The 26,394-nt window shown below is 43.2% G+C and carries 17 protein-coding genes; 4 read left to right on the top strand and 13 right to left on the bottom strand.

Going from position 1 to position 26,394, the window contains the following annotated elements:
- Positions 1–6 precede the first annotated feature (6 nt).
- The 3 genes from flhA to EQM06_RS01620 form a co-directional block, all read right to left on the bottom strand.
- Entirely contained in the window at positions 7–2,070 is a 2,064-nt protein-coding gene (flhA, locus tag EQM06_RS01630) for a flagellar biosynthesis protein FlhA (RefSeq protein WP_128744683.1), read from the bottom strand.
- Between the two features lie 83 nt (positions 2,071–2,153).
- Positions 2,154–2,546, bottom strand: coding sequence for a flagellar basal body rod protein FlgB (gene flgB, locus EQM06_RS01625; protein ID WP_230974993.1), 393 nt, complete (start codon positions 2,544–2,546; stop codon positions 2,154–2,156).
- A 197-nt stretch (positions 2,547–2,743) separates the two neighbouring features.
- Complete coding sequence (locus EQM06_RS01620) at positions 2,744–7,315, bottom strand: S-layer homology domain-containing protein (protein ID WP_128744682.1); 4,572 nt, start codon at positions 7,313–7,315, stop codon at positions 2,744–2,746.
- A 405-nt stretch (positions 7,316–7,720) separates the two neighbouring features.
- Between EQM06_RS01620 and EQM06_RS01615 the strand changes: the two genes are divergently transcribed.
- The 4 genes from EQM06_RS01615 to EQM06_RS01600 are packed head-to-tail and all read left to right on the top strand — an operon-like array spanning position 7,721 to position 14,586.
- Complete coding sequence (locus tag EQM06_RS01615; RefSeq protein WP_128744681.1) at positions 7,721–10,354, top strand: chemotaxis protein CheW; 2,634 nt, start codon at positions 7,721–7,723, stop codon at positions 10,352–10,354.
- A gap of 26 nt (positions 10,355–10,380) precedes the next feature.
- On the top strand, positions 10,381–11,190 hold the full coding sequence (locus EQM06_RS01610; protein ID WP_128744680.1) for a CheR family methyltransferase: 810 nt from the start codon (positions 10,381–10,383) through the stop codon (positions 11,188–11,190).
- Positions 11,191–11,202: 12 nt separating this feature from the next.
- Positions 11,203–12,327: a protein-glutamate methylesterase/protein-glutamine glutaminase gene (locus tag EQM06_RS01605; protein ID WP_128744679.1), complete on the top strand. Its 1,125-nt coding sequence runs from the start codon at positions 11,203–11,205 to the stop codon at positions 12,325–12,327.
- Between the two features lie 21 nt (positions 12,328–12,348).
- Positions 12,349–14,586, top strand: coding sequence for a cell division protein FtsA (locus EQM06_RS01600; RefSeq protein ID WP_128744678.1), 2,238 nt, complete (start codon positions 12,349–12,351; stop codon positions 14,584–14,586).
- Positions 14,587–15,208: 622 nt separating this feature from the next.
- Here EQM06_RS01600 and EQM06_RS01595 read toward each other — a convergent pair.
- From EQM06_RS01595 to EQM06_RS01550, 10 genes are all read right to left on the bottom strand, one after another.
- Positions 15,209–16,672: a flagellin N-terminal helical domain-containing protein gene (locus tag EQM06_RS01595; protein ID WP_128744677.1), complete on the bottom strand. Its 1,464-nt coding sequence runs from the start codon at positions 16,670–16,672 to the stop codon at positions 15,209–15,211.
- 152 nt (positions 16,673–16,824) lie between these two features.
- On the bottom strand, positions 16,825–17,070 hold the full coding sequence (csrA, locus tag EQM06_RS01590; RefSeq protein ID WP_128744676.1) for a carbon storage regulator CsrA: 246 nt from the start codon (positions 17,068–17,070) through the stop codon (positions 16,825–16,827).
- A gap of 3 nt (positions 17,071–17,073) precedes the next feature.
- Positions 17,074–17,520, bottom strand: coding sequence for a flagellar assembly protein FliW (gene fliW / locus EQM06_RS01585; RefSeq protein ID WP_128744675.1), 447 nt, complete (start codon positions 17,518–17,520; stop codon positions 17,074–17,076).
- A gap of 30 nt (positions 17,521–17,550) precedes the next feature.
- Positions 17,551–18,153 (bottom strand): DUF6470 family protein, encoded by a 603-nt coding sequence (locus EQM06_RS01580; RefSeq protein WP_128744674.1) that lies wholly within the window; start codon positions 18,151–18,153, stop codon positions 17,551–17,553.
- Between the two features lie 90 nt (positions 18,154–18,243).
- Complete coding sequence (locus tag EQM06_RS01575) at positions 18,244–19,308, bottom strand: flagellin N-terminal helical domain-containing protein (RefSeq protein ID WP_128744673.1); 1,065 nt, start codon at positions 19,306–19,308, stop codon at positions 18,244–18,246.
- 28 nt (positions 19,309–19,336) lie between these two features.
- On the bottom strand, positions 19,337–21,988 hold the full coding sequence (locus EQM06_RS01570) for a FlgK family flagellar hook-associated protein (RefSeq protein ID WP_128746757.1): 2,652 nt from the start codon (positions 21,986–21,988) through the stop codon (positions 19,337–19,339).
- A gap of 18 nt (positions 21,989–22,006) precedes the next feature.
- Positions 22,007–22,495: a flagellar export chaperone FlgN gene (gene flgN, locus EQM06_RS01565; RefSeq protein WP_128744672.1), complete on the bottom strand. Its 489-nt coding sequence runs from the start codon at positions 22,493–22,495 to the stop codon at positions 22,007–22,009.
- 57 nt (positions 22,496–22,552) lie between these two features.
- Complete coding sequence (locus EQM06_RS01560) at positions 22,553–22,864, bottom strand: flagellar biosynthesis anti-sigma factor FlgM (protein ID WP_128744671.1); 312 nt, start codon at positions 22,862–22,864, stop codon at positions 22,553–22,555.
- A gap of 174 nt (positions 22,865–23,038) precedes the next feature.
- On the bottom strand, positions 23,039–25,219 hold the full coding sequence (locus EQM06_RS01555) for a glycosyltransferase family 2 protein (RefSeq protein WP_164914307.1): 2,181 nt from the start codon (positions 25,217–25,219) through the stop codon (positions 23,039–23,041).
- A complete protein-coding gene (locus tag EQM06_RS01550) occupies positions 25,203–26,372 on the bottom strand; it encodes a polysaccharide pyruvyl transferase family protein (RefSeq protein ID WP_128744669.1) in 1,170 nt (389 codons plus the stop codon). Before EQM06_RS01550 ends, EQM06_RS01555 begins: the two co-directional genes overlap by 17 nt.
- Positions 26,373–26,394: the final 22 nt, after the last annotated feature.

The raw sequence follows: 26,394 nt of genomic DNA, 5'->3' as shown, positions 1-26,394 counted from the left end.
AATAAATTACATACTGATGTTTCCCAATGCCTGAATCTGTATGTTGTTTGCGATTTCATTAAAGGCCAGAACATAGACATTCGGATAGAATTGTTCTATAAGCCTGTAAAAATATACTCGTATTACGTTACTGGTCAATATGATAGGAACGGTATTTAAATCTTTAAATTTTCCCAGATGTTCTCCCAGCTGTGTTACGATTTTCTGAATCAGATCCGGACTCAGCGCAAGATAAATCCCCTGCTCACTTCTGGTCAGACTGGACAGAACAGCTTTTTCCACTTCACTATCCAACGTAATGACTTTCAGCTGCCCGTTCTCGCAGAATCGTCTGGTTATGGTACGTTTCAGAGCCGTGCGCACATTCTCTGTCATAATATCGATATCGTTCGTGCCCTGTGCAGTGTCGATCAGACTTTCCAAAATAGTCACCATATCTTTTATAGGAATTCCTTCTTTTAAAAGATTATATAATACCTTTTGCAAGGTGCCGTAGGCTATGACATTAGGAATCGCTTCTTCCACCAGCTCCGGTGAAATTTTCTTGGTATTTTCAACGATTTGCAGTACTTCTGCCCGATTGAGAAGTTCGTGTACATGACGTCTTATGGTTTCCGACAAATGCGTCAGCATAACAGACAATGGATCGATAACGGTATATCCGTAGACTTCCGCCATATCTCTTTTTTCCGGTGTGATCCATTTGCTGGGAATGCCATAAGCAGGTTCAATGGTTTCAATCCCATCGATGTCCCCTGCCGGATTAGGCGGTTCAAGAGCCAGATAATAGTCTACCAACAGCTCTCCCTTTGCGATTTCTTCTCCCTTAAGCTTGATCACATACTGATTGGCATTTAAGGCCGCACTGTCCCGCAATCTCACAGAAGGAACGACAAAGCCCATTTCCTGAGCAAACTGCCTTCTGAATATGACGATTCGATTGATCAGATTTCCTCCGCTGTTCTCATCCACCAGAGGAATCAAGCTGTATCCGAATTCCATTTCAATAGGTTCTACATTAATAAGCGAATAAATATTATTTATATCTTTAAAGTATGCATTTTCATCAAACTGTTCTTCCGAATAAGTGTCTGCTTCTGCCTCCGCCGTACTGATCTGTTGTGCTTCTTCGGCTCTGGTTCTCACCAGCCGGATCCCTAAGAATATGAGAAATATTCCCAGAACGGTAGGCTGAGGATGCGGAGCTCCCGGAATCAGATTCAAAAGAAGTATAATTCCGCCCGCCACCACCAGCACTTTAGGCTGGGAAGTAAACTGTTTGATTACGTCCTCATTTAAGGTTCCCTCAGCTACCGATCGGGTTACGATCATACCCGTAGCTGTAGAAATCAAAAGAGCCGGAACCTGCGCTACCAATCCGTCTCCGATGGTTGCAATGGAGTAGATGTTCAGCACTTCCGAGAAAGGAAGCCCGCTTTGTACCACACCAATGATAGTGCCGGCTATAAAGTTGATCAATGTAATGATGATGGACATAATCGCATCACCCTTTACAATTTTCGTAGCTCCGTCCATGGCGCCGTAAAAGTCGGATTCTCTCTGAATCTTACTTCTTCTTGTTCTGGCTTCCTGTTCATCAATAAGCCCTGAGCTTAAATCTGCGTCTATGGCCATTTGCTTGCCCGGCATCGCATCCAGCGTAAATCTTGCGGCAACCTCAGCTACACGTTCAGCACCTTTCGTGATTACTATGAACTGAACTAAAACCAGAATTAAGAATATAATAACGCCGACAACAATATTTCCCTGCAGTACAAAAGTACCAAAAGTCTTGATAACCTGCCCTGCTTCCCCCTGATGTGTTAAAATCAGTCTGGTGGAAGAAATGTTAAGGGCCAATCTAAATAAAGTGGTTATCAGTAAAAGGGAGGGGAATATGGAGAACTCCAGAGCCTCTTTTATGTACATGGTAGTCAGCAGGATTATCAGGGCAACTGTAATGTTGATGATGAACATCATGTCCAGCAAAAATGGAGGCAGCGGTACGATCAACAGGATAACAACCATCAGAACGAATAACGCTACCACATGATTTAACAGTTGTTTCATTTAAAATCCTCTTTATTTTTGTCTATAAATTTTACCAATTTTCTTCTCTCTTACTTTTTCTTATGTAAGCCATGGGCTTCTGTTTATTTGCCAATAGCTGTTCTTATTCTGGTAAACTGATCATTGATCTGATATACCTGATACATATATTGGAGCTGTGCTCTGTTCAGTTCCACTTCCTCCACATCCAGATTCACATTGTTGCCATCCAGTCTGTTGCTTTCTTCCTTACTGACATCCACCCGAATCTTGGAATCCAAAATAGCGTCTCGCACGTCTTCCTTGGTGGTATCCTTCCGATTTGAAAATTTATCTAAGTTCGCGTTGAGTTCATCCTCAAAAGAAATTGTTTTTGCTTTGTACCCCGGCGTTTCATTATTAGCAATATTTTCAGAAATAATCCTCTGTTTTTCCCACAAATAATCCAGACTTTTCTGAGATAAAAGTATATTATTATTACTATCCAGCCAGCTCATATTTCTTTCCTTTCATTTCTTTGGTATTTTCTTATGTCTGTAATTTTTATTATGTCTATTTTTTTATATTACAACTTTTATCATTATACTATTTTTTTCCTGCTTTCACAACGTTATTTGACAAAAAAAGTCACAAGCCTCTAAATGTCTTAGAAAACTTGTGACTTTATCCTGTTTTGTTTCGGAAATTGCCTTAATTATTCACCCGTACTGGTAGAACTGTCTTTTTTCTCGCCTGTGACAAATTCCACTTCAAAATGCGATTTTTTACGGTCTGCTTCATTTTCCACGAAGGTCATGACAAACTGTCCGGCGCGCCATCCGCCCCTGTCGTAGATTTCAGCATTAAGACCAATGGTACTTCCATCCTGGATTCCTGTAAAGGTGAAATCAATTCCTGTAATCGGATACTTACCATTGTCTCCATCACTTGTGGAATATACCTTGGCCGCTACTGTAACGCCAGTACTGTCAAAGGTAATTAATCCGTCTTCCTTTGCGGAACCACCGTTGGTATTGACAAGATCTGTCATCGTCAACGGATACATTTCATCTCCTGCCAGCGAATTCTTGTAATACAATGGTTCGCTGAACCGAACGGTTACCGTTCCCTTGTATTTGGTAATATTCGTGTTAGAGTTTGTACTGTAACTCTTGATTGTCGTTGCAGTCGATACGATGTACGGCGGCGTTGCATCCTTGGACCGAACATTTTTATAAAAGTATACCTGCGGAGATATTTTATTGGAATATTCACTTTGAAGAGCTACGAAAACATCATAGGTCTTTGTCGGCTCCATATTCTTACAAGTAAATGCAAATTGTAAACCATCTTTCAGTTCATTCAAGTCGTTCGCCGTAGTTACGGAGAAGTTTCCGGAATCTACCACGGTACCGTCCGTGTTGCTCAGCTGAATGACCTGCTCCGGTGTCAGACTCGTCGTTCCGGAGGAATTGGTATAAGCACCTCCCGTGTACATGACCCAATATACCTTTGTCGGCGTATTAGCTGTTCCCAGCATTTCAACCGAGATTGTATTGGAGGTTCCGCTCGGCACAGGTCCCTCTGTCAATATTGGGGTCAATTCTTCCGTAGTGGTGAAATCAGCTGTAAATTTACCGTCGGCATCCACTTCCGCATTTTTTACCGTCAATTTATCGGCTGCCTGACCTTTTAAAACATAAAAGAATTTATACGCTGTTTCGGGAGTTAGTCCCTCCAGCAGCTGCTGGTATTCCACCTGGCCATCCAGAATATTGATCTGACCGTGCTGGCTGTTCAAGTAGGACGGCTGTCCTGCCAATATCTGATCTACTGTAGGCGCTGCCTTTCCATCTACATTGACTTTTGGCGTAACCACATAATATAAAGTTGCCGCTTTATCTGTCATAAACACAACATTTGCAGCCGTATCATAGGTGGTGTATGTAATGTCTCCAATCAGCTGCGGCTCTTCTGAATCTGCATATACCCGCTTCACACCGAACACTTCCGGATTGCTGACAATGACTGTATCCGCATTATTCTTCACAATGTCAATCGGATTTTTCTTGTTCAGAATATCTGTTCCCAGATTAGTCAGACTGTACGGCTCGCCTATCACGGCCATGGCCTGAATGTTTAACGTTCCGTCCCATGAATTCTGTCTGGATTCGTCGATTGCCTTAAAGTTTCGAATGGCCAATCTGTAATGGGTATTCTTTACATCCATAAATGGTTGATAGCTGCTGGAAGACAGCATGGAAGCTACGCTTCTGGCCTGTCCGGCTTCTAGCCTGATACCGGTGGCTGCCGGAGTCGCTGCGGCTCCCCCGTTTGATTCGTCGTCAATATATAAATCAAAGGTGATCAGCTGATCGGTCTGTATGATGACGTCAAAGTATTTATCGCTGTTCACGCCATCTGCCTTTTTTAAACTGAATCCGATTTCATTGTTGGCTAATGTTGCCGATCCGTTATAACGGGTCATATATACCTGAGGTGCCACGATTTTAAAGGATTTTAGCAAAGTAGCCTGACTCATGGCATTTCCGTCGGAATCCACCACGTTATTCAGTTCAAATTGATAAATCCCGCCGCTGTTCAGTCCGGTCCCGCCTCCAAAGGCCTCCTGCGGGAAGGTTACTACGGTCTTTCCGTCCTTTTCTCCAATGACCACCTTATCATAATCAATGTCCGCCAGGTAGTCCGGCTTGGAAGGGGACAGCAAATCGTGCACGGAAAACATGCTCTTTAAAACATCTGCCTTTTGATCTGCCGGAACCTGAGTCAATCTGACATCTTTTTCCGCTCCGTCATAGTAGACGATTTCATCAAACGTTACGCTGATGTTGGAACTGACCAACGGATTTCCTTCTAATACCTTATCGAAGTCCATGGATGCCACCGGAGCAGTCTTATCCAAAGTCTTTACCCCTTTTAATGCTTTAGGCTCCGAATAGTTTCCTGCCTTATCCATCAGAACAAAGTAAAGATCATAAGGAGTCTGCTTAGCAAGTCCCCCAATATTCAATGTAGCATCCTTTTTTTCCGTTACGGTCACTTTCCCGTTTTTGACTGCCTTCTGTCCTGTGGTAATAGCTCTGATCTGCAGCTCTTTTTTGATTGCCGAATCCGTTATGGAATCGTAATCCTCCACCGGAGGGAATGAAAAGTCAAAAGGATATACCGCCCAGTACAAGGTACCGGCTTCATTTGACATGTGCCTTATATTTAAAGCAGTAGCGGCACCCGGCTCATTCCAAGGGTATCCTTCTATGAACTCCGGATTGGTCTGGTCTAAGGTAATGCCTGTGACCTTTGCCAGTCTGGACAAATTATCGCTGTCATCCTCCATGACCATGTAGATGTCATAGGTCACACTTTCCGCCAGCTGCTTTTCGCCAGCTCCCCTCATGAGGATTTCCTTCGGATCATTCATTGCACAGTTTGCCTCACTGCCTAAAGCAAGAGCGCCCGAAACCTTTAAGTCTGACAGGGATTCCACTGTCGGCGGAACTGCCTTGTTCGGCAGTACGGCCCAGTACATGGTGACCTTCTTGGACGGCATGGCCACCATCGTAAAGGAATCCTTTGTGGAGCTTACGATTCTAGGCGTACCGTTTAAGAACTGAGGTGCCACCACATCCACGGTCATAAAATCTTCATCCTCCACGTCGGTGGTTTCTTCTTTAAAGTCCTCAAAGACCATATAATATTCATATCTGGTGCCGCTCTTAAGACCGCCCACATTAATCGTGATCTCTTTTTCACCGACTACGCTGACGGTTCCGGATTTCACCACATAACGCTTATCCGGATTCATGACCTCGTCCTCATCCATGCCGGAAGCCACCAAGTCAATATTCTTTACAGCCCAGTACACCTTGCCCGGTTTGTTGGTCTTTGCCAGCAGCTTCACGCTGGTGGAGGTCAGATCTTCATATTTTGGATAGTCGTCCATAAATTCCGGATCCGCATTGTTCGCTTCTGCATCCAAGCTGGTCATGGTCTGTCCGTTGACGATGGCCGTGACCCCCGGACGGATGTAAATGTGTTCCGGCAGCATGGAGATGTTGCACCCGTTTGCATTAATGGAGATCTCATCGATGTCTCCCGTTCCGGTCACAACGGTAGCCGTATCGCAATACAGTACATTGACCGAAGCATCCTTTTGTATAAATACGGACCCTTTTACAGCATCTTCATCTACCGTCAGGGAATCCACCGTTCCCTGATCTACGCTGATCTTATTGTTCGGTGCTTTCACGGATACATTGTCAAAGTCTCCTGAAAGGTTCAAAGTAGTTCCGCTGGGTCCCTTTAAGATAACGTCTTTAAAGGCGGTTCCTCTCGAATCGTCTTCTTCCAGATAGGCGTTGCTCTTTACAGTTGTCGTCTCTATAACACTGCCGCCTTCGGCACGAACACTCATGGTGTTGGTATCGCCCGAGTCAATGACCAGATTGTGAATATCACAGTCGGTCAGTATAACGCTCACCTGCCCGCTTTCAGCATTTCCTGTTCCGCTGATAATCAGATCCCCGCCTACGGTCAAGTTGTCCAATTCCGTATAGCCGGTCCCCATTCCCGCCGTAATATATAAATCTCCCGGGACAATGGTATTTCTTAAGCTTGCTCCGGTCTGTACCACGGAAACATTTCCGTTGGCATATCCTATATAGTTAGAGCCTTTTTCCTTTACGATCTCTCCTGCTACATCAGACAGAACCTTTGCCATTTCCCCGCGCTTCATATAGTCCGCAGGTTTGAAGGTCTGATCCGGATAGCCGGTCAGAAAATGCTTTTCTACTGCCGCATTAATATAGTCTTTGCTCCAGCTGCTAAAAGTCCTGCTGTCCGAAAACTGGAGAGAGTCACTTTGAACTCCTTCTATTTTCAGCGCACGGCAAAGCATCGTGACAGCCTCCTCACGTTTCAGCGGTTTATCCGGGCCTGCTGTATCCGGATAAATGCCCGTAAAGTATCCCTGTTTCTTTGCTATGCCAATATCGTCATAATACCAAGCTTCCTCCGGCACATCATTAAACGATACGCTTCCCTTCTGACTATAGCCAAACGCTCTGTTCATCATAGCAACGAACTCCGCTCTCGTTATCGAATTGTCAGGATAGAGATTTCCTTCGTCATCTCCCCGCATGATCTGCTGGGAGACCAGATTGTTCAGATATTGATCTGCCCAGTGTGCCGCATAACTTGGACTCGTAGTAACATAAGCTCCGACGCATACAAATACTCCGCACAGTAATATCGTACATATTCTTCTCATATATTGCGTCCCCTTTCCTTGTAGTGATAAAAATCTGCGAATCAAATCCTCAATTTTCTAATGCAAATTCTGTGTGTCCTGCTTATCGCATCACAGAACATTAAGAACAATATTTTCAATTAATATTTCGACATAAAAATCCCTTTCTTTAATCTTTTCGTAATATTTTTATTAAATTATCGCGTTCATTATACCGTATCCCATTTGTATGTTCAATAATCTGTCGGATTAAATTCTACATTTCTCCATTTTTTACTCATTTTTACCTGTTTTTTAATCCTTTTTTATCCATTTTTCTTTCAAATTCTGACAAATTTCTATTTATAAATTACAAATACTATGCTAATATATAGTGTATATAAGTTTATGCAAAATTCGCATCAATTGTAAGGTGGTGTTCATGTTATGGATAATGGTTTAGACAATATGTTAGATATGTATTTGTTCGAAACAAATACTCTTTTGGAACAGTTGGACGAGCTCCTGCTGGAAGCAGAGGCGGCCGATTACTTCTCGCCGGATCAGATCAATGAAATTTTCAGAATCATGCATACGATAAAGGGTTCTTCTGCTATGATGCAGTTCAATTCTTTAATGACAGTTGCACATAGAATAGAAGATATGTTTTTTCTCATCCGTGAAAATGGTTCGGTTGAAGAAATGTACAGTCAGAAGCTTTTCAATCTGATGTTTAAAGCCAGTGACTTTTTAAAAGCACAGGTTGCCCGTATTGAAGGCGGCGATTCCGAAGAAGAAAGTGCTGATGAAATCGTTGCTGAAATCGAAAGCTTACTGGCCGTGATGAAGGGAGAAGCTGCGGATAGTTCCGCAGGAAAAAATCAACCGGCTCAGTCCGCCCCAGAAGAATCAAATAATGCGCAGCCCGTTTCGCTTGCTCATCAAAACTCCGGACTTTCAGTCCAGTTATATTTTGATCAGGGCAGCGGCATGGAAAGTTTAAGAGCCATTATGCTCCTGAAAAACATTGCAGAGGTGTGCATCGACGATATTGCCACCATTCCTGCCAGTATTGAAGCGACTACCGAAATCACGCAGATACTCATTGAGCAGGGCCTGACCATCACCTTTGGCTGTGATGAAGACTTTATAAACGGACTTGAAATTATAAAACAGGATATATATGTAGATAATTATGAACTTCTGGTGACCGGCAGCGGAACGGCTGAAGGTTCTGTTCCGGCAGAAGCAATGAAAGCAGAGGTCACAGAAGAAAAAGCTCCGAGCACAGGCAAACCGGACAACAGCGACGCAGCGAAAAAGCCGGCTCCGGCTGCCGCCGAAAAAGACACAAAGAAAGAAGAAAAACACGATCTTGCAAAGCACAACAAGACCAATTTGATCAATGTGAACCTGTCCAAGCTGGATTCCCTAATGGCGCTTGTAGGCGAACTGGTCATTACCCAGTCCATGGTTACTTCTTCTTCAGACTTAAAGGATCTGAAGCTTGACAACTTCACAAAATCTGCCAGACAGCTCAGAAAGCTCACCACAGAGCTTCAGGACATTGTTATGTCCGTTAGAATGGTTCCGGTAGCAGGCGTATTCCAGAAAATGAACCGAATCGTCCGGGATATGGGTCAAAAGCTCGGCAAGGATGTACAGCTTGTCACCATCGGCAATGATACGGAAATCGACAAAACGATTGTGGACAGCATTCAGGATCCGCTGATGCACATTGTACGAAATTCCATGGATCACGGAATTGAACCGGATGTAAACGACCGTATTGCACTGGATAAGCCGGCACAGGGTACGATTACATTAAAAGCGGAGCATACCGGCAGTGAAGTCATCATCACCATTTCCGATGACGGGCGCGGCATGGATCCCGACAAGATTCTGGCCTCCGCCAAAGAAAAAGGCCTGCTGATCAAGCCTGAAAACGAATATACCAAGAAAGAAATTCTCCAGCTCACGCTGCTTCCGGGCTTTTCAACTAAAGAACAAGTTACCGAATTCTCCGGCAGAGGCGTCGGCATGGATGTGGTAACGAAAAACATCGAAAAGGTCGGCGGAAATGTATATATTTCGTCTGAGGTGGGAGAAGGCACTGTCACCACCTTTAAAATCCCTCTGACCCTTGCTATTATTGATGGGATGGAATGCAGAGTCAACGACTATCAATTTACGATTCCGATTGCCAATATCAGACAATCCTTTAAAGCGACGAAGGAGGATATCATTCACGATGCGGCTCGAGGAGAAATGATTCAGCGGGGAGAGGAGTTCATCACACTGATCAGGCTGAACGAGCTTTACAAGATCGACGGCGGTATCAGTGAAATCGAAGAAGGCATTATTATGTGGGTGGAATTCGCCGGATTCTCTTACTGCTTAATGGTCGATGAACTGATCGGTCAGCATCAGGTAGTTGTGAAGCCGCTTCCTCTGTATTTCGGTGCATATAATCTTCGGGATGTGGGCATCACCGGCTGCACGATTCTTGGGGACGGCAATATCAGCATTATTCTGGATGTGCCGAATATCTTCAACTTTGCAACAGGCAAGCTTGAGAATCGAAAAAATGCGGCGAAGGATGCAGGCCTTGAAGAAGCAGACGCGATTAATGATTACATATCCGAAGATAAAATTGATGCTGCTATGCTGAAACTGCTCACCTTCACGGTAGGCGAAAAAGCGTTCGCTATGAACACGGACTATGTCATGGAAATTATTAATGTTTTTTCCATCACGCAGTTCCCATTGCTTCCGGACTATATCAAGGGCGTTATCAATCTGAGGGGTCAGATCATTCCGGTTTTAGATATGAGGCTAAAGCTGGGAAACGAACAGGGCGTCGATACGGACAGCATCAAATCATGCATTATCATACTGGAAGTGAACTCTACCACCTTAGGCATTCTTGTGGACGAAGTATTCCTTGTTGCCGATGTGGATAAATCAGCCGTTGCTCCGCCTCCGGCAAACAATAAACACGATTTGATCACAGGTATCGTTGAAATTGAAGAAATGGTTCATCTGATTTTCGATTTGTCAGCGCTTACCAAAGTGGCTTAAATAGATCTGCTAGAAGGAGTCTTGTTATGCTTTCTATTTCGGAAAACGATTTTATCCGACTAACGGATTTTGTCATTAAAAATTACGGTATCAACTTAAAGTCGAAAAAGGTCCTGATCGAAGGCAGGCTGTCCAATTACCTCTCCGCAGAGGGATACCAATCATTTAGGGACTATGTGGATTATATTACGTCTACAAAGAACAGCGGTGATATCGAAATCATGCTGAACAAATTGACCACGAACCATACCTTTTTTATGCGAGAGGAAAAACATTTTGCCTTTTTTAATGACACCATTTTGCCCTATTTAGAGAAAACCAATAAAAATCACAGCATCAGCATCTGGAGCGCAGGCTGTTCCTCTGGGGAAGAGCCTTACACCCTTTCTATCATTATGAAAGAGTTCTTTAAATCTTATTCCATGCGCTGGGATACCAGACTGCTGGCAACAGACATTTCGCAAAACGCTCTGGGCAAGGCCGCGAAAGGATTCTATACGGAAGACTCTTTAAAAGCGCTTCCCGATGTATGGAAGCGGGCTTATTTTACAAAAAAAGAGGACGGTTATCAGGTAACGGAGGAATTGAGAAAAAATGTAATATTCCGAACCTTTAATCTGATGGAACCGATCCAATTTAAAACAAAATTTGACGTTATTTTTTGCCGGAACGTGATGATTTATTTTGATAAACCTACAAAATCTGCTCTGATACGGAGATTTTATGATGCTTTAAATCCGGGCGGCTATTTATTAATCGGGCATTCGGAAACGGTGGACAGAGAGGAATCTGATTTTCAATATATTATGCCCGCGACTTACAGGAAACCGCTTTAAGGAGGTAGTCTTATGACCATTCAGGGTGCAACTATACGCGTATTAGTAGCTGACGACTCAGCGGTATACAGAACATTAATTGCTACGAATTTATCCAGCAAATCCGGCGTTGAAGTTATCGGAATTGCCAGTAATGCTTATGACGCTCAGGAAAAGATCCGAGAACTGCAGCCTGATGTATTGATTCTGGATGTTGAAATGCCTAAAATGACCGGCATTGAATTGACAAAAAAATTAATGGCTTCAACACCATTGCCTATTATATTGATCAGTTCGGCCAATATTAACGTATTTGATGCCTTGCAGGCGGGTGCTGTAGATTTTGTGAAAAAACCGGACTCTACCCACCCTGTTTCCCCCGGAGATTTCGTGGAGGAATTAGCCGGAAAAATTAAGATTGCTTCTGTGGCAAAGGTTTCAATGCATCTTTCGGCAAGGCCTGCCGATCCAAAAAACACTGCCGCACCGTCCAACGCTGCAATATCCCCTTCCCTTCACGCTGTCTCTTCCGTAAGCGACATATTGGGCAATGCATTCAAGGATTGTTCTGATGCAGTCTGCAATTCAACCATTATTGCTCTCGGTGCTTCCACCGGAGGTACGGAAGCGACCTATGAGGTTCTTCGAAAGCTTCCGGCAAAGATTCCGCCGATTTTGATCGTTCAGCACATGCCCATTGTTTTTACTAAGCTTTATGCAGAACGGTTAGACAGACTTTGCGCCATGAATGTAAAGGAGGCCCAGGATAACGACGTGGTCGTTCCCGGTCAGGTCTATATCGCACCGGGAGACCGTCAGATGCGGCTGGTCCATATAGGCGGTGTATACCGGCTGCAATGCCGCGGCACCGAGAAAGTCAGCGGTCACTGCCCTTCAGTAGATGCCCTGTTTGAATCGGTGGCAAAAGAATCCTCCAAGAAGAATGTTGGCATCATTATGACTGGAATGGGCAAGGACGGTGCTTCCGGACTCCTTGAAATGAGGAATAAGGGAGCTTATACGATCGGTGAAAGTCAAGAGTCCTGTGTTGTTTACGGCATGCCTATGGTCGCACAAAATATTGGTGCCGTTATGGTGCAGGCAACGAATAAAGAAATCCCAAGCATACTGATGAAGCACCTCAACACACTGGGATAGCAAAGGAGTTAACAGTCTGACATGGATGACAGAAAAATTGTTTTTGCACTGGATATCGGCACACGCTCTGTGGTAGGTATCGTCGGTGCATTAAAAGATGGTTGTTTTAATGTTCTGGATTATGAGCAGGAATTTCACGAAAAACGTGCTATGCGAGACGGCCAGATCGAAGATATCGACTTAGTTGCACAAGTCGCCACTCAAGTTAAAACCAAGTTGGAGCAGCGCTGCGGACAGACCTTCACAAAGGTTTCCATCGCTGCTGCCGGCCGTGCCTTACGCACAGCAGCGGCTTCCTTTTCTTTTGATTTGATTCCAAGCGAACCAATTACCAAAAAGATTGTTCAATACATGGAATATTCCGCCATAGAAAAAGCTCAGGAAGCCTTTCTATCGGAAACAGCTCATCAGGATGCTGGCATTAAGGACTATTACTGTGTGGGATACAGCGTCACGGAGTACTCGCTGGATAACTATAAAATTAAAAATCTGGAAGGCCAAAAAGGAACAAAGGCTTCCGTGGATATTATTGCCGCGTTCCTGCCTGCCAGTGTACTGGTCAGCCTCTATGCTGTCACCGCGCGCTGCGGTCTTGAAGTAGACAATCTGACACTGGAGCCGATTGCCGCCATTCATGCGGTGGTTCCCGATGATGTACGATTTTTAAACATTGCACTGGTGGATATTGGGGGCGGCACGTCTGATATTGCTATTTCCCGGGACGGCAGCATCACAGCCTACGACATGGTCACCATTGCAGGAGATGAGATCACAGAAGCTCTCATGCAGCATTATCTCACAAATTTTGCTACAGCTGAGCAAATCAAGCTGATGCTGAGCGGAGAAGAAACCATTTCATTCAAGGATATTCTGGGAAATCAAGCGGAGGTAACTCCAGACGAAGCATTTGAAGCGGTAAAAGAACCGATTGATTCTTTAGCAGAGGCCATCAGCCAGCGGATTCTGCTTATAAACGGTTCTGCCCCTGCCGCTGTCTTTTTGGTGGGCGGCGGAAGTCAGATACGGGATCTTTGCAAAATAGTTGCAAAGAAGCTGGGAATGCCTGAAAACCGGGTGGCAATCGGTGTTGTAAATACAGACAATAATTTGTCTTTGTTCAGCGAGAACTTATACAGCCCCACATTTGTCACACCCATCGGTATCGGTATTGTTTCTTCCCTCTACAGAGGCTGCGATTTCTTTGCGATTACAGTAAACGGAAAGCGAATCATGCTTTTTAACCATCAGGTCATCAAGGTCATCGACGCGCTGATGTTCTCCGGAATAAAGCCTGCCGGTCTGATCGGCCTTACGCCGCCCAGTCTGGTATATACCATAAATGGAGTCAGAAGAACACGAAAAGGTTCTCCCGGAGTTCCCGGAGAATTACTGGTGAACGGTTCCCCTGCTACTGTGGAGACAGAAATCCGACAAGGTGACGAAATCACTGTGACGCTGGCTCAAAACGGCCAGCCGCCTTCATTGACCCTTTTGGAAGCTTTAGATTTAGAAGGTTTCGATTTAGCTCATATCGTCTTTCTTACAGTGAATGAGGTGAAGATAGATGCCTACGACGTAAATGCTTTAAAAATGCGTCCGATCGGTTATATGGATCAAATTATGGTGGCTCTGTCAGAAAGGGCAGTAAATGAAACGGCTTTTTTAGGAATAAAGTCCGTAAAGGAGTCCCCTTCCCTGGAGACGAAGCCAACAAAGGAGTCCCCTTCCCTGGAGCTTGCCAGAGACAGCGTGGAAATTAACAAGATTTATTCTCGTGATTTGAACAAGTCCAGCGTTTCCCTTCTGCTTGCAGAGGACGAGCCAACGGCTTCTCCAGTGCCGACAGATTCGCAGCCGAAAAGCAAATTAACCTTTGCGGCGGAGGAGATAGAAACCGAACCCGAAGCAACAACGAACCCCGATTCCATGAAATCCACCGACCGGGTAGAATCCTCAGAGCCTGCAGAACAGGCTGAAAAAGCATCCGAATCTAAAACAGCTTCCAGCTTTTTAACCTTTGAGGGAAACGAGCCTTTAAACGGAATGGAGCTGACGGTAACGCTAAACGGTTCGCCCGTACACTTAGTACAGGAAACGGAAGAGCCTCTGATACTCATGCACCTTCTAAAATATGCAGATCTGGATGTTTCAAAACCTCGCGGTGAACTTGTCTTAAAACTGAACGGAATAGATGCAAACTATGCCGATTCCCTTCACGACCACGACGTGGCAGTTATTAAGTGGAGCGAAGAACTGTAAGGGATAGGTGAAAATGATTAAACTTTTACTAATTTTAAAGTTGCTATTTTAGAAATTTCAATAAAGACATAAAAAGAGGGCTAGCGTAAGCGATTTTTAATTTTTTAATCACTTGTATTCAGTCCTCTTTTGTTTAAAGGCGATGATTTATGTAGCTCTGTTTCATAATGGTGTATAATCCTTTCACGGCGTTTAGCACTGCTTCCTTTTCATCGGATTAATCTAATTTTTCCGTTAAGGGGTCGGATTACGATTTCGACAAAAAAGCCCTCTGCGAGGTGCTTTTAGTTCGCATTCGCTCGCATTTTATCGGTAGCTTTTTATGATACTCCGTCAATATCGCAATCGATATTTCCTACGCAATAAAAATGCCGCTCAAGCTGAATCCAAGAGCGGCAAAGCTCAAAAGAGCTAACCCATTTGGTTAAGCCGTAAGGCTTCCCCTGTTGGCATTATTATATCGCTGCTATAAGCTGAAAACAATAATAAAAAGAAAAATCAACTAGCAGCAATGTAAAACGATAATATGCCGAACAAAAAAGCAGGCTCGTACGGTGCCTGCTTTTTTTCTATGCTCTCTAAGAGCGGTTTTTTAGTTATACTTAAAACTTGAAGCTTTAGCTTACTGTAAAAGCTGCAGTACGCCCTGAGGTAACTGGTTAGCCTGAGCAAGCATAGCCTGTGATGCCTGTACTAAGATGTTGTTCTTCGTGTAAGCCATCATTTCCTTAGCCATATCTGTATCTCTGATTCGGGATTCAGCTGAAGTCATGTTTTCTTCAGTTACGCCTAAGTTGTTGATTGTGTGTTCAAGTCTGTTCTGTACAGCACCTAAATCACCTCTTGTGGAAGATACGCTGTTGATTGCTTTGTTGATCTTATCAATAGCATTCTTAGCGCCATCCTGTGTACCGATATCAATATCAGCAATTCCCAGAGAAGATGCACTCATGTCACCAACCTTAACAGATACCTTGTTGAAGGACTGAGCTGTATCACCAACCTGAAGGTCTAATGATCCGCCGTAACCAGCAGCACCAGTTCCATCCGTTTTAGTAATGCCTCCTACTGCTGTTGATGTTTTTGCCAAGTCATCGCCTGTATATCTTACCGTAGCTCCGGCATCTTCCAGCATTCTGTTAATTTCGTCACTTGTATAACCTTTATGGGTTAGATCCAAAGATAGAGTTATAGCTCCGGTATTGGCAACATTAACCCCTTCTCCAGTTGTGTTAATACTTAATGTGGCAGCACCAGCACCGGCAACTGTTGATTCAAAGGTCATGCCTAATGTTGCTTCCTTATAAGTTGCCTTCTTAGCAGCAGCAGCCGCAGCACCACTTCCAGTAACAGTCATACCACCGGAACTTACTGTAATATCGCCCTTTGTGCTGGTGTTGAACTTAATACCGGCGTCGGAGAAAATCTTATCCAGGTCATCCTGCGTATAAGTTTTTCCTTCCTGCAGATTAATCGAATACTTATAAGTACCCTTATCAGCATCCAGAACTTCTTTTGTTACGCTGGCAGCGCTCCCTGATGAAGCAAAATCGACAGTATCCCCTGTCTGAATACCGGAAACAGAAACTTTAATATTTGCACCAGCTTCATCCGTTAAGTCTGTGACTGTTCCGAATGTTACACCAGTTGCTCCTGCTCCGCCCATGGAACCATCTAACAGCTTGATTCCGTTGAAGTTTGTTCCCTGTGAAATTCTGTCGATTTCATTCTTCAGGGAAGTAACTTCCTTCTGCAGGTTCTTTCTGTCCAGTTCATCATCAAATGTTCCGTTGGAGGACTGGTCAGCCAGTTCAACCATTCTGTTCAGCATGCTATGTACTTCTGTTAAAGCACCTTCAGCAGTCTGTACTAAAGAGATGCCGTCGTTTGCATTGTCCTGAGCCTTTTTTAGACCAGTGATCTGGGATCTCATTTTTTCGGAAATGGCTAATCCGGCAGCGTCGTCTCCGGCTCTGTTGATTTTATAACCGGATGATAACTTTTCTAAGTTCTTGCTTAAAGCATTGTTGTTTCCGCCTAACTGTCTGTAAGAGTTCTGCGCAGCTATATTATGTTGTATTCTCATTTTATTTCCTCCTTGAAATATCTTTTTACGAGCAATCCTTTGCTCTTAAAAATGAAAATTTATTTAGAACCGCCTTGCAATCCGTACGTTTTGCAGCTTGGTATCTTTATGTGTAATATATCGTATATTTATGACGAAACTTAAGATATTTTCTATTTTTTTTCTTTAAATTTTTCAGCCAGGTTTGCCAGATTGGAAAGAGCCGCCGCAGAGCCTGCAGAGGTAGCCGCTTCCTTATTGGATTCACCTGCTTCTTTCAATTCCTTACGCAAAATTTTCACATCTTTCGGTGCATCAATAGCGATCCGCACCCGATCGCCGCTGATTTCCGTGATGGAAATCTCGATCTCTTCCCCTAAAAGGAACGCTTCTCCCTGCTTTCTTGTCAATATCAGCATGAATCAATCCTCCCTTTCAGCAACAGGATGACGCATGGAATAGTCAGAATCCTCCAAAATGAACTGCTTCGCCTGTCGGTTCTCCAGATTGATGATAATCGGACATTTTAAATTGATAGTGGAATCCTCAAAACGATCCCGGACAACTGCTATGCAGTATACCGTATGCTTGGTCTGCTGTCCCAGATGTATTTCAGATAAAAATTTTTCATCCATCTGATAAGGATTGTAATCCGCGCATATAAAGTACGGATTCATCACGATAAAAGCTAAGTCCGGATCCTCTGTGGATTGAAGGCACATGAACAAGTCTTCACTGCTTTCTCCCGATTCATCCAAAAAGCTCAATAACATATATTTCGTCTTATCTTCAAAGCCAAATATTCCAGAATCAAATGTTATAATTTCTTTCTCATCTACTGGTACGTCACCAAAATATCTTGTGTTCATTCTTCATCCTTCTTTTATTCCTGTATTCTGTTATTCCTCGTCCACATATCCCGGTTCAGCACTCGGCGGAACATAGAGCGGGCCTCCGATATAGGTTATCACCACATCCGGTTTCTGAGTCACTGTAAATTCAATATCGCCCGGTATAAATTTAAGAGGTCTCGTCTGCTGCTTAAAATCAAAATTGATTTTATCCATCTGATATTTTATGGTCATTTCTCCCGGCTGCCACTGAATGTCGGGAGGAACATCCGGTATCCACCTGATATTTGGTGTCTGATGTTCGTTGTTTCCTAAACGCAGGTCTGCAATCTGTTGAAATGCTTCCTCATTCGGCTCCACATCCATTAGGATATTGCCTTCCTGCCCATAGCGTGCGGTCGCCTGATAGGCGGCTTTTCTTCCTTCGGCAGCATATTTTTTCACACTGTCAAAGACGTCTCCATTTCCCGCACTTTTTTTGGTTTCAAAGGTATCGATATTCACCCTTATCGGTCTGCTTTTAATTTGAAGGCCGCCCTTATCCGTGCTCATTTCCAGTTCGGCCGTGGCCTTTTCAAGTCTTAGTTGGGGTGCCCTCGTTTTAAACTCGATACAAATAGGAACTGTCTTTATATCTAATAATGGTTCCATATTCATTCCTCCTTTATTATAATGATAACACCTCGCTTCCCTGCGAAGCACCATTTATATCATCACACTTTTTCTTATAGCATTTTAGAATCAGGTCATAAAATCTATAAATGAGTTGGACAGAATCTTTTGGCTGGTCTTTAACAGAGCCTGATACATGTAGTCTACCGTATTCAGATTCATAATAGCTTCTTCTGAGTCAATATATTCCGTATCACTGATTTTATTGGCTATGTTATCCTGCATATCTTCCAGCCTGGTCTGTGTATATTCCAGGAACATACTGTCACTGCCCAGCTTTGTGGTCTCGTTCAGAACATTTTGCTTCTGTTCTGTAAATTTTGCCATGTAGTTATTCAATGCGGAGGAGTCGCTGTTATTCTCCAGTTCGCCTGCCATCTGTCCCAACAGAAGTACGATATTGTTGGAGTAGCCTGCAGGGCTTGTCCCGTATCCCAGCACATTGATGCCCGGAAGAGCCGTACTAAAAGCACTGCTTTCTACCACGTTTCCATTTTCAAAAGACAATCCGAAGCCTAAATCGGTATAAAGCTTATCCCCCGACAAATCCTTAAGCAGATTCAGCACATCATCCGATCCATTGTCGGTTCCCTGCACCACTTGGCCTGCTTTGGGATGGCCGGCAGGATATACATAATCCTTTTTTCCGCTGACATCCACACCGAGGTATGTGAGCGTACCATCGTCCGCAAGCTCAAAAGGTGCATCGGTCATATTGCTTCCGCCGAACAGAAATTTATCGCCGTATTTGGTATTCATGTCCTTCACGATGGTTTCCTGAATGCTTCGGAACTGCTTTGCAGCTACCGCTCTGTTTTCTGCATTATCCTGAGAGCCGTTGACGATTCCCAGCAGAGTGTCAAACGCATCCTCCAGAGATTTACTGACCTGCATCAGGGTGCTGTCCTTCGTAGTCAGGTTTTCCTGTGCATCCTTTACGTTGGCCACATAATCATCACACTGGGCGGATTGTCTTCTTAAATAGTACGCCTTTGCCGCAGCTCCCGGGTTCTCCGAAACCTTAAAGAACTTTCTTCCGGTTCCTACCTGTTTATTTACATAGGCATAATCATTGATAACAGAGCTGACACGCCTTGTGTACTGCTTTGCCATCATTGTTTGAGTAATCCTCATAATACATTCACCTCATTTTATATCTATATTATCTTCCGGCCGTGCCCATCTGACTAATAATTCGTTCCACCATTTCATCCAGTGAAGTCATCAGCCTTGCCGCGGCATTATAGGCTTTCTGATACTGCATGATATTGACGCCTTCTTCATCCAGAGAAACACTGGAGATGGCGTCTCTTGCATCTACTATGTCATCCAAAATCGCTTCATGATTTGCTGCAAGGTTGTTGGTGGAGCTGACATCATTTCCGATTACCGTGCTGAGATTGGATAAGAACTCACTAAAGGAGCCGGTAAATAAAAAGCTTCCTTCCCGATGATCCAAATTGCTCTGGGTTCCATCCAAAATGTAGTTCCCGTCTGAATCTTTTTGAGGCTGTCCGGCGGCATCTGTTTTATATAAAATGCCATTGGAATTCGCTACCAAGGTCACAGTTTTGACTCCTGTAGCGGCATCTGTCGTCGTCATGGTGTAATTTCCTTCGTTGTCCTTGCCATTTGCCACAAGGGTTCCGGAAGAGTCCAAATAAGTTCCCGGATTAGCAGCATCCTCGGTGACGGTATTTGCATCCAGCTTGTATGTACCGGTGACACTGTCGTATACATAATCAATCATGTCCTCGTTGGCAACCGGCACGCCGTTTAACGTATAATTTCCATCCGCATCTCTGCCGTTGGCTGCTATGGTGGTCACTCCGCCGGCATCGGTCTTTAAATAATTTCCGTTAATGTCTTTGTTTCCGATCGACCCGGTCGTGTAGTTCAGCTTAGACGTTATCGTTGAGATCATCAGAAGAATATTGTCGCTCTGTCCGGTTCCGTCTCCGCTTCCTGCGGAAGCATTCTGAGTTTGGGTTATCCCGTATTTGCCGTTCAGCCAGTCATCGGAAAGTCTCAGGTTCTTTGCGGTAAAGGTGCTGGAGCCATCCGAGGTCTGGAAAAGATATTCTTTATCTGTCGTACTTGTTTTATCATTTAACTGGTTCAAGACAGTGGCAAATTTCTCGGCAAGGGAATCCAGCATGCTTTCATAGTAGCCGATTCCGCGAACCTGAGTGGAATTGTAATCAAAGACTCCTTTGTTGTTGAGCATTTCCAGCTCGCCCTTTAAGGCCCCCGGAGAGGCAAAGGTTTCCGCATCAAAGTGATCCTCAAAGGTCATGCCGATCTTGGTCAGATCGTCTCTGGTCACTGTTGTACAAGAGCTTCCTACCTTCCAAACGATTTCATTTCCATCTGAATCCAAAACCGGATTTCCCGACGAATCTGTGAAATTGTAGTAGCCAGTCGTATAATCTCCCGCCGTTCCGTACACCAGATTAGCCGTTACGCCTTTTGCCGCCAGCTGTGCTTTCAACGCCGTATCACACACTGAAACATTGTTTGCGGCAGTGGTCGCTATAGAATTATATTTGGAAAGCAGGGTCTTGCTTTCCAGCGCAGTGTTTCTTTGCTTAACCAGTGTGGACTGGGAAGTAACTGCATCTGTTACAGCTTGGCGCAGCACCGTTATCTCTGCTTCTGTGGCTGTAGAATCCGCCAGCTTCGCCTTTAACGCAGCCCGGGCATCACTTACCGCTGTATTGGCAGCTGTAATCTGTTCATTCAACCCGCCTGTACTTTCAATGGAATCCGTAAGCTCCGTTATCTTCGCTGGTAAACCCTCATAGGTAAGCGGCGGGATCGGCGGAACCTGGGTAGAATCTCCCGGATAAAGCTTTGCCAGTTCCTTATTGATGGATTGAAGGCTGTTATTTCCTCTGAAAATCGTATTCAATAAATTATTGATGGAGCGCTGGGCTGCTACTGCGGGAATGGCAGAATTATCAATAGTCACGACGGCCTTATCTGTACCGTCATCTCCCGGCGTCTGCACATTAAAGGTAGCTGCCGTATCATTATAAATCAAAGGCTGTTTGCTGCCGTCTGCTCCTACCATATTGATTGAAACATCATCCACAACAATTCCGCCTGCAAGTTCTTTCGGAGAATATTGTACATCCAGCTTCACATAGCTGGAAAGCTGATCCAGCAGCAGATTTCTTTCATCTTTCAGCTCCAGTGCCGGTCCTCCTGTACTCTGAACCTTTCGGATACTGTCGTTAATATCTGCGATACCCGACAACAAGTCGTTAATCGCACTGCAAGTAACATCTTTCAGATTATATTCCTTTTCTTCCCGGATATTAGAAAGCTGTGTCGCATATTGGTTGAACTGTTTTACCAGAGCGGAAGCAGAATTTCTGGCGATGCTGTCAAATTCCGAACTGTTCGCGTTCCCTGCCAGTGAATTCAGTTTTGAAATAAAATCGGTAAAGCTCGTCATAAGCGCACTTTTTTCAATTTCATCAAAAACCAAAGAAATATCATCCATCGAGTTTAATTTTGCCTGTTCTTCACCCAACGTAGCACTTTCCCGTCTGAATCTCACATCCAGAAATTGATCCCTGCACTGAGAAATGCTCCCTATGACGGAGCCTTGTCCCACGAGAGTGGACGGCCTGGAACCGTACTTATCTCCGTAACCTGCCGGAGCCGCTGAATAAACATCGGCCCGCTGTCTGGTATATCCGGTAGTTCCCACATTGGAAATGTTATTGCCGGTTATATCCAGTTGTTTCTGTGCTGTATTTAAGCCTCTTAAAGCAGTTGTAAATGAGTAGAATGTTGATCGTAACATGTATTTTCCTCCGTGTTTTTAAGCCTTTGTAAATTTTATAGGGCGATTTGCTGCTTTTTCGGAATTTCTGGCTATCCTGTCATAAATACCGGTTTGGTCGGTCTGCATGGATTCGTTTCCAAACTGCTTCATGACCTCATCAATCGTATGAAGCCGTATGCCGATATATGTTTTAAGGGTGCTTAACAGTTCATTGAACTGCTTTGTTTTTTCGGATAGGATGTTATAAGAGTTCTCCATTTCAATCCGTGTATCCCCTTCCGTTCTCTCAATAATCTGTCTGTATGTCAGGCCTTCTGCTCCAAGCTGCTTTTGCAGCTTTTCCCGTTTTTGATCCAAGCCTCTCAGCTTTAGCAGATATGCCTGTTCTTCTTTCAAAAAGGCATCCAGCTTTTTAAGATCTTTTACTTTAACGGCCTGCAGCTTCTCCTGTTCAAAATCAATAAGCTTATCCATCAATGTGATATATTCGTCTATGATTCCTCTGATTTCCGCATAATCTTCCATACTTCAGCGCCTCCGTGGTTATACCAAAAGCTTGCTAAACGTTTTCTATAAATCCGTTTAGCACTCGGTTTCAGTCAATAATATTTTCTTTGCGATTTCGTTCGCATTCAGTTCATATTCACCTTTTGCAATTTGTTCTTTCAGGCTTTCCAGTTTTTCGTCCGAAACACCAGCCTTAACTTCAGCAGAAATCCTGCTTCTTAACGTATCTACGAACTGAGCTTCCGCCACTTGTTCTTTTGAAGCACTAATCGTTATGGAATCTCTGTTTCTGAGATTCTCACTAAAGGATACTTTTCCGGTGCCTGTCTGGTTCGGTATATTCTTTTTATTAATAGGGGAATTGAAATAATTGCCCGTAATTTTCATAATAAACACCTCTTTATTTTACTTAAGTTCATAAAACCTTAGTGTATATATCGGATAAAAGGTTAAAAGCTTTAATAACTTTTTCAAAAAATCACAAAGAGCAAATCCAAATTTTGGAACTGCTCTCTTAAATTTATTTTATTAAACGATTTCTTGTAACACCTTTTCCCCTGATTAATTGTCAATCCTTAGAAGCAAACGCAATTCAGCAATTCCCTCTTCATCTTTCGGATTAATTTTTTTATAGGCATCCAGCAGCTTTATGGCTTCATCCCGCAGCCTTTCTTCTTTAGCTATTTCTTTAATCTTCCTTTTTACACTTTCAGCGTAAAAATCAAATTCCGATTTATTTGATGGCTCTTTCTCAAACTTTTCTTCCATGGTGTTCACAAGTGAATCCACTACGCCCCCCATAATCGGGTACACCGCCACAGCCTTTTTTAACTGCTTGACATAGTCATGCCTGTTTCCTTCTACAACAGCCTTTTTTGCCTCATACATGTAATAGATAAATCGGTACGATCTCGGTAATAAATAGATTTGTTCCTCACAAAGCACTGCATGATTATATAGCTGCGTCATGTATTCATGGGCTTTTTCAACATAAATATCGGTCAGCTCACTCTTTGTACTTTTTTCAACCTTGGCATTACTTAATAAAATAATTTCCATAAAGCAAATAATCCAGTAATTAAATCTTCTGCTCCCAGTCATCCGGAGTCCATTCCAGCCTGAGAATAAGTAGATAAACAATTCATGTAAATTACTGTATAAAGATACCACCTTATGCGTATATAAATGCAGATCCTCCAGATCAATCTTGTCCAGCACCAAATCTCTATAGGTGGGATTTGCCAAAGCAAACAGCACAAACTCAGCAAAAACCGGTTCAACCCTAGCCCCTTTGTTTTTTTCTAAAAACCGATCCGCTATACTTTTGGACTCATTATCAGAAAGCACCATGCTCCAACGTAATTTCTGCAAAAGCACATAGTTATCCTCTGGGAAATCCTTCCGGAGATTTTCATTACAAGCAAATTCTTTTGCTAAAGCTTCATATGCCGACAAATATTCAACGATCTTCTTTTCTAATAATTCAACAAACAACTGACTCTTTCCCTGCTGTCCCGTTTGTAAGAGACGGCTGTATATGTCCGGAAGAAGCATCCATTGACTTCTGGTAAAAACCATATGGAAAAGTAAATGCAAGCTGATGTTCAAATCCTCTAAAATCATAATATTCCAATCCAGATGCTGAATAATATTCATCGCTTGCTCATATTCTTCCAGCTTTATATACGATTTAAGCATCACATTATATAAGGTTATCGTGCTCTCTTCATTTACAAAAGTGGGCTGAGTGGTTATGCCTGAGATTCCGGTCGGCACGTCTCCTTTTTGAAAAGCAGAGAACAATTTAAAATACTCTTTGGCATACTTGATCGCCGCCTTAAATTTGCCGGCTGAAAAGCATGTGTCTGACAGAGCCGCTAAAATATCTAAGTCCCAGACTTCCGCTTCCTTCCGGTTCTTTTTATACTTCTTTAAAATTTCTGCTCCTTGCTCTGGATTACCTTCCTCCTTACAAATCAATGCAGTCTGATAAGTAAAGTACGGCAGATACTCATTCTCCCAATCTTCCTGATGCTTTTCATAAAACTCTCTTATTAAATTTCTGTAACTTTTCTTATCTTTTCCTGCCGCATACTGTTTAGCAAGAAGGTAGGCCAGTCTGCAATTGTCCGGATCCTTCTGGTATTCTTTTATTAACAGGCTCAAATTCCTCTGATGCTTGATTTGTTTGTGCTCCTTGGAATTGTCCGTAGAATATCCATAATGATTTGCGTAGGAATGCAATTCTTTTATGGGAAGTTCCAAACTGATGTATTCATGAATGCTTCCCTGAAATGCCATGCCCTTTCTGATTTTATACAATCTGCCTAAATGTTGATCCTCGTAATTACTTTTATCCTTTTTGTTTACATAATTTCGAACGATATAGGTAGCATTCTTATACTCCTTGTATTCCCCAGATTGGAAGAAATCAATTAAATCCTGACAATCCTCGAACCATTCATCTCCATCGATAAACATGAACCACTGCCCTTTGGCCTTCTTCAGACCGGCATTTCTGGCAGCTGCAAAATCATCACACCATTCAAATTCATACACTTCGTCCGTATACCGTTTGGCTATTTCCACCGTACTGTCCGCAGAGCCGGTATCCGTTATGATCAGCTGGCAGGGGATGGTCTCCATAAGAGGCTTTAACGAATCAAGGCAGCGGGCTAAATTTTCTTCTTCGTTTTTTACAATTAAACCGATCGATAATACTATATCATTTTTTCTGGTCATATCCATTCTCCTCCTGAAACAGCATCGCATTAAGACTCGTTATATTGCGGTTTGCTCGTCCCTCTATTATTTGTTTTTGATTTGTTAAAGTTCTTTTAATCTCCTCTTCTTCATGGCAAAGAAGCTTAAATCTGTCTAATAACGAAAAAGAATTTGATATATTGTTTACAGGCAGTACATATTCTTCCATATTTAAATCTTTAGCAATACCCTGTGCTTTAACAGAATACCCAATAGCAACAGCCGGTATGCCAGTTGAATATGCAGCAATACTTGCATGGGTCCTGGCAAAAATGCCATATCTGCACTGTGATATGATGTACTTTAGCTGCCGCACATTATAATCTGTTCCTACTAAGCTGATCCGGGCTTTGTCCTGAATCCCCCCATAAATATCTTCCAAATATGCGAAATCATTATCCATTGGCATCGTTACATGGGGAATAAGAGCTATTGCCATATCCGTATGGTTTAATATGAAATGGATTAAATTCCATACACCTTTCTTCAATATATCTTTTGAAGCTTCTTTCCTTGCAGTCAAGGGGCTCACATTAATTGCCACCGTATTACCCCTTATAAAATTCTTTGGTAACGTAACTTCCTCGGGTTCCAATAAAAAGGCTATGTCGGATACGAGGACTGCATTATTTAAGCCTCTGCTCTTTAATGCTTCGTAGGTCAAGCTTTCTCTGGCTGTTATAAGGTGATGGGACTCCAAAGTTTTAAGCATATCCTGATTTATCTGATCCGGTTCTATGGAACAGCTCCACAAGACAGATTTAGCTCCGGCTTCTAAAGCTCTTTCATGAATCACTTTCCATTTATGCCAATTGGGATAACAGTAATTATCCCCGCCGACCGACAAAGCAACGGTCTCTTTATTGATTGCGGCTAAAGTTTCTTCATAAACCTCAGCAGTATAAAGCCCTTGATTTCCACTTTTCTTTTCTTTTTCCAGAGAAACTGGATTCCGTTCTAAAAACTGGTCTACAGGAAGGTTGAATTCTTTATCCTGATTTTTAAAATGCGTTGATAAGCTAATTTCACAGTTTTTATTCTGCTTCCTAAGCATGTCCACTGTCGTACGTACAATCGCCTCTGCTCCGTGGTTGTAGGATCCACCGTGACCATATAATAAAAATTTTTTCATTGAAATTAATAGTACCCCATTC

Source organism: Aminipila luticellarii (assembly GCF_004103735.1).
GTDB classification, from domain to species: Bacteria; Bacillota; Clostridia; order Peptostreptococcales; family Anaerovoracaceae; genus Aminipila; species Aminipila luticellarii.
The sequence above is the reverse complement of the archived record's forward strand: the minus strand, read 5'-3'. Positions and strand labels throughout refer to the sequence as shown.